8 protein-coding genes are annotated in these 10,208 nt (G+C 36.4%); all 8 read left to right on the top strand.

The features are described 5' to 3' along the window. On the top strand, window positions 1–1,722 hold a 1,722-nt coding region (gene yidC, locus ACN6OV_RS11700; protein ID WP_427953146.1), incomplete at its 5' end, for a membrane protein insertase YidC. A gap of 82 nt (window positions 1,723–1,804) precedes the next feature. After that, entirely contained in the window at window positions 1,805–3,169 is a 1,365-nt protein-coding gene (gene mnmE / locus ACN6OV_RS11695) for a tRNA uridine-5-carboxymethylaminomethyl(34) synthesis GTPase MnmE (RefSeq protein ID WP_427953144.1), read from the top strand. Window positions 3,170–3,372: 203 nt separating this feature from the next. After that, complete coding sequence (locus ACN6OV_RS11690; RefSeq protein ID WP_427953142.1) at window positions 3,373–4,605, top strand: tyrosine-type recombinase/integrase; 1,233 nt, start codon at window positions 3,373–3,375, stop codon at window positions 4,603–4,605. Window positions 4,606–4,920: 315 nt separating this feature from the next. After that, a complete protein-coding gene (locus tag ACN6OV_RS11685) occupies window positions 4,921–5,157 on the top strand; it encodes a helix-turn-helix transcriptional regulator (RefSeq protein ID WP_427953140.1) in 237 nt (78 codons plus the stop codon). Then, on the top strand, window positions 5,157–5,465 hold the full coding sequence (locus ACN6OV_RS11680) for a CHC2 zinc finger domain-containing protein (protein WP_427953138.1): 309 nt from the start codon (window positions 5,157–5,159) through the stop codon (window positions 5,463–5,465). The genes ACN6OV_RS11685 and ACN6OV_RS11680 overlap by 1 nt, the downstream gene beginning before the upstream one ends. Continuing rightward, the gene (locus tag ACN6OV_RS11675) at window positions 5,462–7,942 is read left to right on the top strand and encodes a DUF927 domain-containing protein (RefSeq protein WP_427953136.1); all 2,481 of its coding nucleotides are present in this window, start codon (window positions 5,462–5,464) and stop codon (window positions 7,940–7,942) included. The genes ACN6OV_RS11680 and ACN6OV_RS11675 overlap by 4 nt, the downstream gene beginning before the upstream one ends. Before the next feature lie 246 nt (window positions 7,943–8,188). Then, on the top strand, window positions 8,189–9,136 hold the full coding sequence (locus tag ACN6OV_RS11670) for a hypothetical protein (RefSeq protein ID WP_179997493.1): 948 nt from the start codon (window positions 8,189–8,191) through the stop codon (window positions 9,134–9,136). Between the two features lies 1 nt (window position 9,137). Then, a complete protein-coding gene (locus ACN6OV_RS11665) occupies window positions 9,138–9,833 on the top strand; it encodes a hypothetical protein (protein WP_427953133.1) in 696 nt (231 codons plus the stop codon). Window positions 9,834–10,208 lie beyond the last annotated feature (375 nt).

Below are 10,208 nucleotides of genomic sequence, written 5' to 3'. Positions count from 1 at the left end.
GTTGTCGCATATTTGCTCATTTTGGCTTGGCAGAAAGATTATGGAAATGCGGAACAAAAACCTCAGCAAAATGCTGCAGTTGTATCGCATGAAGTATCTGCTGACTTACCAAATGGCCAGACAGCCACTGCTGCTTCAGATGTGCCACAAGCAAATAATGCTGCTACACAACAAACAACAGATGCCGCTGCACCTGTTAGTCAAAAGCTAATTTCAGTACAAACTGACCTCTACCATCTTTGGATTAATCCAAAAGGTGGCGATATTGTGCGTGTTGAATTACTGAACCATGACAAAAATAAAGACAGTGATGAACCGTTCGTAATGCTCGAAAGCGATGCAAAACGTACTTATGTTGCTCAGTCTGGCTTAATCGGTCTTAATGGCCCTGACAGTAATCCGAAAGGTCGTCCAAACTATGAAGTTGAAAAATCAGCTTATAGTATGAATGATGCCAAAGCGGTGAAAGGTCAGGACGGTCAAACTGTGAAAGTCCTGTCAGTACCAATGGTGTATAAAACTGCAGATGGTGTAGAGGTAATCAAAACCTTTAATTTCACTCAAGGTGAATACCCTGTAGTTGTTAATCATAAAATTGTGAACCGTAGTGCTCAGAATTGGCAAGGTCAGATGTTTGGTCAGCTCAAACGCGACAACTCTGAAGATCCGGGTAAATCTGATCAAGGTATTTTCACATTAGGGACATTCCTTGGTGGTGCATGGGGTACGCCTGAAGAACATTACAACAAGCTGAAATTTGCCAACTTCAATGACGAAAAATTGAATGTTGATGCAACTGGCGGTTGGGTTGCAATGGTTCAGCATTATTTTGTTAGTGCTTGGATTCCGGGTGAAATCAAACTGACACAAAATGGTCAGCCTTATGCGGCAAAACTTGAATCACGTAAGTCGACTGATGATATGAACATCATTGGCTTCACTTCACCAGCAATCAATGTACCTGCAGGTACAGTGGCAGAAGTGGATGCAACGTTCTATTCAGGTCCAAAAATTCAATCTGAATTAAAAGATTTGGCTGTGGGTCTGAACCAAACTGTCGATTATGGTTGGTTATGGCCGATTGCGAAGCTGTTGTTCTTAGGTTTACAGTTCTTCCATGGTTTAGTGGGTAACTGGGGTTGGTCAATTATTCTCTTGACGATTCTGGTGAAATTGATCTTGTGGCCATTGTCGTCGAAGAGCTACCGCTCTATGGCGAAAATGCGTGTGATTGCACCTGAAATGCAACGGATGAAAGAAGAGTTTGGTGAAGACCGTATGCGCTTCTCTCAAGAAATGATGGCTTTGTACAAACGCGAACAAGTCAATCCATTGTCGGGTTGCTTACCATTGTTATTACAAATGCCGATCTTCTTGGCCTTGTACTGGGTATTGATGGAATCTGTTGAACTTCGTCATGCACCATGGTTAGGCTGGATTCAAGATTTATCTGCAATGGATCCGTGGTTTATTCTCCCATTATTGATGGGTGCGACCATGTTCATTCAGCAAATGTTGAACCCTCAACCTGCCGATCCTATGCAGGCGAAAGTGTTCCGCATTATGCCGATTATCTTTACTGTATTTATGTTGTTCTTCCCAGCCGGCCTAGTGCTGTACTGGATTGTCAACAACAGTATTACGATTCTGCAACAAGGTTTGATTAACAAATCGGTTGAAAAAGATCGTGCAAAACGTGAAGAAGCTGATTCTGCAAACTAAGTCTTGCTGATAAGCTGAATCGATCCGCTTAAGATGATATTCTTAAGCGGATTTTTTATTGCCCAAATTTGAGAATTTCACCATGACACACCCACAACATCTGACGACTATTGCTGCTATTGCAACACCGCCGGGGCGTGGCGGGGTTGGGGTGATCCGTTTGTCTGGTCCAAAATCGTATGCCATTGCTGAAGCCTTAACTCAGCAGTCATTGCCACAAGCGCGTTTTGCCGGTTTTCGTAAGTTTTACGATGCTGCAGGTGAAATTATGGATGAAGGTTTGGTTCTGTGCTTTCCCAATCCGCATTCATTTACCGGTGAAGATGTGGTGGAACTACAAGGGCATGGCGGTCCAGTGATTCAAAATGCGTTATTGGCACGTTTACTCGAATTAGGCGCTATTGCTGCAAAAGCCGGTGAATTTTCCATGCGTGCCTTTGAAAATGGCAAAATGGATTTGGTACAGGCTGAAGCAATTGCCGATTTAATTGATGCCACATCGCAGGCAGCAGCACGCTCTGCGGTACGTTCACTCCAAGGTGCGTTCTCGACCAAAGTGAATACGGTTCTCGAACAACTTATTCACTTGCGTTTGCATGTGGAAGCGGCCATTGATTTTCCAGAAGAAGAAATCGACTTTTTGGCAGATGGGAAGATCTTAGGTTTGCTGGATGATGTGGCGAGTTCGGTGACAGCAGTACAGCAATCAGCGCGTCAAGGACAGCTACTGCGTGAAGGTTTGCAAGTGGTGATCGCCGGTAAACCGAATGCGGGAAAATCGTCATTGTTAAACGCTTTAGCCGGAATTGATCGTGCCATCGTGACCGATATTGCAGGGACCACCCGTGATGTGTTGCATGAGAAAATTAGCTTAAATGGTTTGCCGATTACCCTGACCGATACTGCGGGTCTACGTGAAACCGGTGATGTGGTGGAAAAAGAAGGGATTCGCCGCGCCATTCAAGAAATTGAACAGGCTGATTTATTGCTGTTGGTGTATGACTTAAGCCAAGGGGATGATCCACTACAATTGGCACAGGCTTATTTTGCTGATCATATTGAAGCGAAACGCCTAATGTTGATCGGAAACAAATGTGATTTAACCGGATCCATTGCTGAAATTAGTGATTTTCAAGGTTTTCGTCATATTACCGTCTCAGCCAAACAGGAAACAGGTGTGCAATCGCTCATAGATGCGATTACAGCGCATGCAGGTTTCCAGCCCGAAGAAGATACCTTTATTGCGCGCACCCGTCATTTAGACGCAATGAAGCGTACTCAGCACTATCTAGCCGAAGCACGCGAGCAGTTAGTGATTTACCATGCGGGTGAGTTGGTGGCGGAGTCGTTACGTCTTGCACAAAATGCCTTAGGTGAAATTACCGGTGATTTTAGTGCGGATGATCTATTAGGTAAGATCTTTGGTTCATTCTGTATCGGAAAGTAATTTCAATTTAAGCTATTATTCTAGTAAGTTACAGTTAATTCCAAGACAAAATTAATAGCAATAATTTTTAATGACTTATTGCTATTTTTTATATTTTTATTATTCCAGTGTATTTATTTAAATCAACTGGTGCTACTGTTTTTTTAGTCACCTATTAGGTGCATAATGATTTGTATATATAAAATATGATTGAGTGACTAAAAATGCCAAGTAAAACGAATACATTTTTTTCAACGGATAGAGAGGTGCAAAATTTAAAAGCACAATTAAAGCGTTACACAGTTAAAGATAAATTGAATAATGGTCTATTCATTGAAGTGAAAGATTCAGGTATAAAATCTTGGCATTACAGATATACCCTCAATGGTAAGCAAGAACGCTTAGTTATAGGCCGCTATCCAGATCTGTCATTGAAAGAGGCAAGGCAAATTCGAGATGAGTCTGCATCAATGGTGGCCAAGGGTATTTCACCTAAAAAAGAAAAAGATGCTAGAAAAGCTGGTAAAAGTAACTCCATACTGTTCAAAGAGTATGGTGAAACATATTTAAATGAAGTAATCAAAAAGGACAGAAAAAATCCATACAATATGATTTTGTGCCTAAATAATGATATTTACCCCTTGATTGGTCATATCCCACTAAAAGATCTAACAGTTAATGACATTCGAAAGGTTATTTGGCGAAAAAAAGACCAAGGGTATGATTCTGCTGCAAATCAGGTGAGAGGTTTGTTGAAGCGCATGTGTGATTATGCTGTGACTTTAGGCATGATCCAATTTAACCCAGTCTTATCAATACCTTCAAGACATGTGTGTAAACCTAAGCCTCGGGACCGTTATTTAAAAGAATCAGAAATTAAAATATTTTATAAGGCTGTTTTTTCTTCAAGAATATATAAGCCACGTAAATATGGTCTATTACTGTCGTTATTGACGTTGGTAAGAAAATCTGAATTGTTACAGGCTAAGTGGGAGGATATAGACTTTGAAAATAGAATTTGGCTAATTCCTGAAACTAAAGGTGATGGTAAATCAGGTCATTCTCGTGAAATGATAGTCTATATGTCTGATCAAATTATATCCATTTTAAAGCAACTTAAAATTATAGCTGGTGATGAACCTTATGTGTTTGTGGGGCGGAAAAAGGGTACCCATATTAGCCATAACGCATTTAATACTGCTCAAAAAAGTGTATTGGCAGGAATAACTACCCTAGTACCTTTTACCATCCATGATCTTCGAAGAACAGCGAGTACCCATCTACATGAACAGGGGTATAGCAGTGATGTGATCGAAGCAAGTTTAAATCATACAATTAAGGGTGTTCGAGGGGTTTATAATAAAGCCTCCTATAAACAGCAACGTATTCAAATGTTGCAAAACTGGAGTGATCACATTTATAAAATTATTGGTGATATACCGTTAATTGAATCCTAACATGTTGATTTATATGTTTATAAAAAAATATATTCATTAATTAAAAAAATCAGTTGATTTTTTAGTAATTATACCTCACATTACCTTCATCAAGACAAGTTAATTTGTCTTGATGAAGGTGGCAGGATGTAAAAACTGCTGAATTTAATGACAGATTTTTTGTCTTTAATGCTCGTACCTTATTTTGTCAACGTCAAAATTGACTGTTGAATTTATTTTAAAGCCCACAAGGCATATGCAACCTTATAAAAATCGGTTGAAATTTAAAACGTAAAAATTTGTCTGAAAACCCTTAATTAATATAAAGGTAATCAGATGAAGAATATTCCTCTAAACAATACTGAAAAAACACGTTTAATCCGCCGTAAAGAAGTACAAATCAAGACTGGTTTAGGTGCTTCTTCAATTTATGCTCTGATGAAACAGGGTACATTTCCCTACCCCATACATTTATCAATACGTCGAGTTGCTTGGATTGAGTCTGAAATAGATTCATGGATTGAAGATCGTATTGCCAAAAATAACAATTCAAAAATATGGGGGGCTAAATAATGTCACACCCAAATTTAAAAAATCAAAAATATAAATTTAAGTTAAACAAAAATTTACTCCCATCTGTACCCGTGTATTTAGCTGATCATGGATTTGATCATGACAGATCAAAAACTTGGTCGATGATACTTTGCCCTTTTCATGATGATACGAATCCGAGTTTGAGTATCAATTTGAATATCGGTTGTTTCAATTGTTTTGCATGTGGAACCAAAGGTGGTGACTTAATTGCATTTCATATGAAATTTAAAAAAATCAGTTTTATCGATGCATGTAAAGATTTAGGCGCTTGGGAAGAATGCAAATGAAAAATACACAATTAATGCATGAGCAGGCTGAAGTTTTTGCACAATCAATTGTTGAAAAACAAAACGGTTTTAAATTTGAATCCGTCTTCCAATATACTGATGAAAATGGCGATGTGATTTACTGGAAGTTAAGGGCAAAAAATCCAGACAATGGACAGAAATTTATACGTTCATTTTCATTGAAAGGCAGTGACTTTATATTGAAAGAACCTGACTTTCATGAGGTCTTCCCACAAGGTAATGGTAGCAAACCATTATATGCGTTATATCGGATCTCAGCCTCAAAAGATCAGCCGATATATGTTGTAGAAGGTGAACAAAAAGCTGATTATTTAAATAAACTTGGTCTATATGCAACCACCAGTGGTGGTTGCCAAAGTGTCAGCAAAACAGATTTGAGTCCTTTATTTGGTCGCTCAATTATTGTATGGCCTGATAATGATGAACCAGGATTAAAATTTTTGGATGCTTTGAATGAGGCTGTTCATGAAAAAAATACGTTGGTTTCTGTAATTAAATTGGATGAACTCAATTTAGAAAGCAAAGATGATGTCGTCGATTGGGTAGAGAAACGGGCGGCTATTGGACAGGAAACGTCACTCAAGGATGTTCAAAATCTTATAATAGTTCCATACAATTCGACTGGATTTAAACAAGTTGAAAAAAATAATGAAGCTGAGCTGCATAAGAAAAGTGAGGTTCTAGCCGCCCCTATGCCTCATAAGAATGGTCAGTTTGAGATTACCTCAGATGGTGTACATTATCTAAGAATGCGCGATGGTGAATTGGAATGCTTTTGGTTATCTACACCTGTTTTAATTTTAGCTAAAACACGAGATCAGACCTCAAATGATTGGGGACGATTGCTTAAATGGGTAGATGATGCAAATGTAGAGCACACATGGGCTTTACCTATGGAAACTCTGCAAACTGATGGTGCAGATATGCGTAAAGCACTTGCTCATATGGGAGTAACCCTTTCTACTTCCAGATCCGCTCGAGAATTATTTCAAACGTATATAGCCAACTACCCAGTTGATACATTCGCAAAATGTGTAAACAAAGTTGGATGGCATGATCATCAGTACATTTTGCCCAATAATGTTATTGGTGAAAATAGCAGTGGTGAGCTCATCGTTTATCAATCCACTTACAACGTAATTGATAAATATGTACAAAAAGGTACCTTGAATGATTGGCAGAATAATGTCGCTAAGTATTCTGAAAACCATGATTTTTTAGTTTTGGCTCTGTCTAGTGCTTTTACAGGTCAGTTGCTTGAACCTCTGGGTCGTCATGGAGCTGGCATACATTTCAAAGGTAAATCATCTAAAGGTAAAAGTACCGCCGTTTTTATTGCCTGTTCTGTATGGGGGAATCCTGAGTCGTATTATCATACATGGCGTAATACAAGTAATGCATTAGAACAAACAGCGTTTACGCATAATGATGGCTTACTGGTATTGGATGAAATCGGCGAAATTCCGAACCCTAAAGATCTGGGTAATATTATTTACATGCTAATTAATGGCTCAGGTAAAGGCCGGATGACAAAAAGCCTGACTGTTCGCGAGACAGCTCGGTGGAGGCTTGTATTTCTTTCCAGTGGTGAAAAAACATTGTCTGAGTTGATGAACGAAGCTGGTCAACAAGCCAAATTGGGGCAGGAAATTCGATTAATTAACATCGATATAGATCAGTCTGAGCATGGTATTTTTGATCAAATTGATTTTTCAGAAAATGCAGCTCAACAAGCATTGTTGCTTAATAGTAATATCAAGCAACATTATGGAGTAGCTGGGGCTGCTTGGTTGCAATATTTGACTTCAGATAAAGTTAAAGTAACAGAAATAGCAAATCGCTTACTTGATGAATATGCTCAGGTGTTAATTGGACAGCATAAACAAGGGCATATCATTCGTGTAGCAAACTATTTTGCTTTGGTTGCTGTTAGTGGTGAGATGGCAACAATTGCAGGTATAACGGGATGGAAGTCAGGTACAGCCATTAGATCAGTTCAAAATATTTTTAATCATTGGATTGGTAACTTTGAACAAGTTGGTGATTATGAAGATGAAGAAATTTTGAATCAGGTACGTACTTTTTTCACGCTTCATGGTAGTAGTCGTTTTGAGCTGATTAACACTGAGTTTAGTGAGCAGACTAAAGTATTTAATAGAATGGGATTCGTTAAAGTTGAAGCTGATGAACGACAATTTTATGTTTATCCAGAAATTTTTAAACAAGAAATATGTAAGTCACTCAATTCAAAAGTTGTTGCAAAAGTCTTGAAAAAATATGGATGGATTGACTGTGATGGTAAACTAATGACAAAAGTAAAAAGGTTGCCAGAATCAAAAAAGGTTACCCGTTTATATGTTTTTAATGCCAATGTTATGATGAACTTCGATATTGAAGCTAAAAGTGAAATAAAACAAAGTAACAGCAGTAACTTTAGTAACATGTTTGAAAATTAAAGCTTTATTTGGTAACAAATAAAATGAGCTAAATGTAACAGGTAACATCATGTTACCTGTTACATTTTTAGAAGGCATAATGTAACTTTTAATTTTAAATAAAATCATAGATTTAACAAAAGTTACAAAGTTACAGTGGTGGTTTAAGGATTCTTATAAATAAGATATTGAATATAAATTGATATTTATATGATTTGTGGATATTTTACCCATATAGGTTTAATACTATAAACGGGAAATTAAAAGTTGAGTAGTCTAGAATTATTTGTAGAAAAAGAACTAGGAAAACCAGTCCTGTTAAATCTACAACATATCCACACTGGGGGGATTAACAATCAAAAAGGTCGTGATTATGAAGACTTTTTTCAACTTTTTAAGGCTTTTGAATTGGCATCACAAAATATTGATCATTCAAAACATTTACTAAGTTGCCAAGAATTGGCTTTTATAGATGATATTTGTTATTGGGATTTAGAAAAATCAGTTAAACATAATTTTCAAGCAAAAAATTCTTCTGGCTCAGCAGCAGATTGGACTAGCGAAATAACAACAAGATGTGAAAGACAAACTATTATTGATACTAAATTTCATAAAATTCAAGAATCTAGAAATTATTTGTTAGTATCTTGTGAAAGGAAAAAAGAAAATAATCTACAAAAAATTCCAGTATCTTTACAGCCATTAAATACTTGTATTTTTTTTCCATACTTTAAAAATTTAGTAGAGTTGTTAGATCAAACAGAATTAAAGTCCTATATAGAGCTTTTAATTGAGTCCAATGATAATACTCAGGTCGACTATGCCGCTATGTTGATTTTAGGGGTTTTGAAAGCAGGTACCTCTCAAGATATTAAAAGTATTTTTGAGCAAGCTTGTTCCAATGCTCATCCTAATCCCTTTAAAAAATTTAGAAAAGAGGAAGCCACTGGTCAGGAAATACCTGATTGGATTAAACAAATTGTAACAACGTCTTCTAATAACACTACTTATAGATTACAATCTAATAGGGTATATTTATCTTATGAAACAGGCTTCGAAGTGTCTGCTTCATTGGATTTAATCCTAAAAGTTCCTGTATCTAAGATACAGGAAATAACTAATATTAAAGATTTAGCGATGTTTTTTATGTTTTTAACTAGTTCTGAGTTAGATGTAGATACATCTCTAGATTCTTCTCCTTTAGGAGGAGCTTAGAATGGGCATGAACGAACGTACTTACAGTAGCATTGCTAATAATTTAGCAAAAGATCATTTGCAAGGTTTATTGGATTCAAAAAATAATCCAAGAGACTACCGTGTGCATATGGAAGAGTTGGGTAAGTTATTAGCTGAATCTTTAGTGCCAGAATTAGGAAAATCAAACAAATGTTTGGTAATTTCAACTGCTGAAGATGCAGATTTTTTACAAGCTGGTGTTAAATCAGTATTGAATAAAAATCAGATTTCTACAAAATTAGCAGTTTTTTGGAATAATCATTATCAACTACCATCTAAAAATAGTGTTGCTCCTATTGTTCATAAATTTATAGAACCTGGATTTGAGCAAACTGATAATGTGGTTATTGTTAAGTCAGTGATGTCTGGTAGTTGTGTTGTGCGTACCAATTTAATTGCTATGCTGAATCAAATTAAAAATGCAAAGCAAATTTTTATTGTGTCACCTGTTATTCACAAAAATTCAGAGGAATCTTTAGTTAAAGAATTTCCATCTGATATTTCATCAAAATTTCATTTTGTGTATTTTGCAAAGGATTCACAAAAAGATTCAAATAGTGGTGAAGTGATTCCAGGAATTGGTGGTCAAGTCTACGAGTTATTAGGTTTGGTGAATCAACCAGCTTTAACAAGTTATATGCCTAAAACAGTAGAGCGGCTTGCATTCAATTTTTAAATTTTTTTAAAACGGCTTCAATTAAAGAAGCCTTTTTTATATAAAAATATAAATTTAGTCGCTCTTTAGGCACTAAGGTTTTTTTTAAATCATAAGTATTTGATTCTATTTATTAAAATAAGTTATATTACATTCTGTATCGGAAAGTAATTTCAATTTAAGCCAATATTCTAATAAGTTCCAGTAAGTTACTATGTGAATTAAAAGGCATTAAGTTTTAATAACTTAGTGCTTTTTTAATGCTTTGTTATTCTTCCAATATGTTTAACTGGTGTTATGATTTTTTAGTCACTACTAAGGTAAGCGTCCGCTGAACACACCTTATGAATTCATCCTATAAGCCTTAATTTAGTCCCCACTTAAAAACAAGTGGGG

Source organism: Acinetobacter sp. (genome assembly GCF_050285345.1).
Lineage (GTDB): Bacteria > Pseudomonadota > Gammaproteobacteria > Pseudomonadales > Moraxellaceae > Acinetobacter.
The sequence above is the reverse complement of the archived record's forward strand: the minus strand, read 5'-3'. Positions and strand labels throughout refer to the sequence as shown.

Excerpts from the sequence above, each read along its gene's own strand:
- mnmE (WP_427953144.1), top strand. The coding sequence starts at position 1,805 with ATGACACACCCACAACATCTGACGACTATTGCTGCTATTGCAACACCG.
- ACN6OV_RS11690 (WP_427953142.1), top strand. The coding sequence starts at position 3,373 with ATGCCAAGTAAAACGAATACATTTTTTTCAACGGATAGAGAGGTGCAA.
- ACN6OV_RS11685 (WP_427953140.1), top strand. The coding sequence starts at position 4,921 with ATGAAGAATATTCCTCTAAACAATACTGAAAAAACACGTTTAATCCGC.
- ACN6OV_RS11680 (WP_427953138.1), top strand. The coding sequence starts at position 5,157 with ATGTCACACCCAAATTTAAAAAATCAAAAATATAAATTTAAGTTAAAC.
- ACN6OV_RS11675 (WP_427953136.1), top strand. The coding sequence starts at position 5,462 with ATGAAAAATACACAATTAATGCATGAGCAGGCTGAAGTTTTTGCACAA.
- ACN6OV_RS11665 (WP_427953133.1), top strand. The coding sequence starts at position 9,138 with ATGGGCATGAACGAACGTACTTACAGTAGCATTGCTAATAATTTAGCA.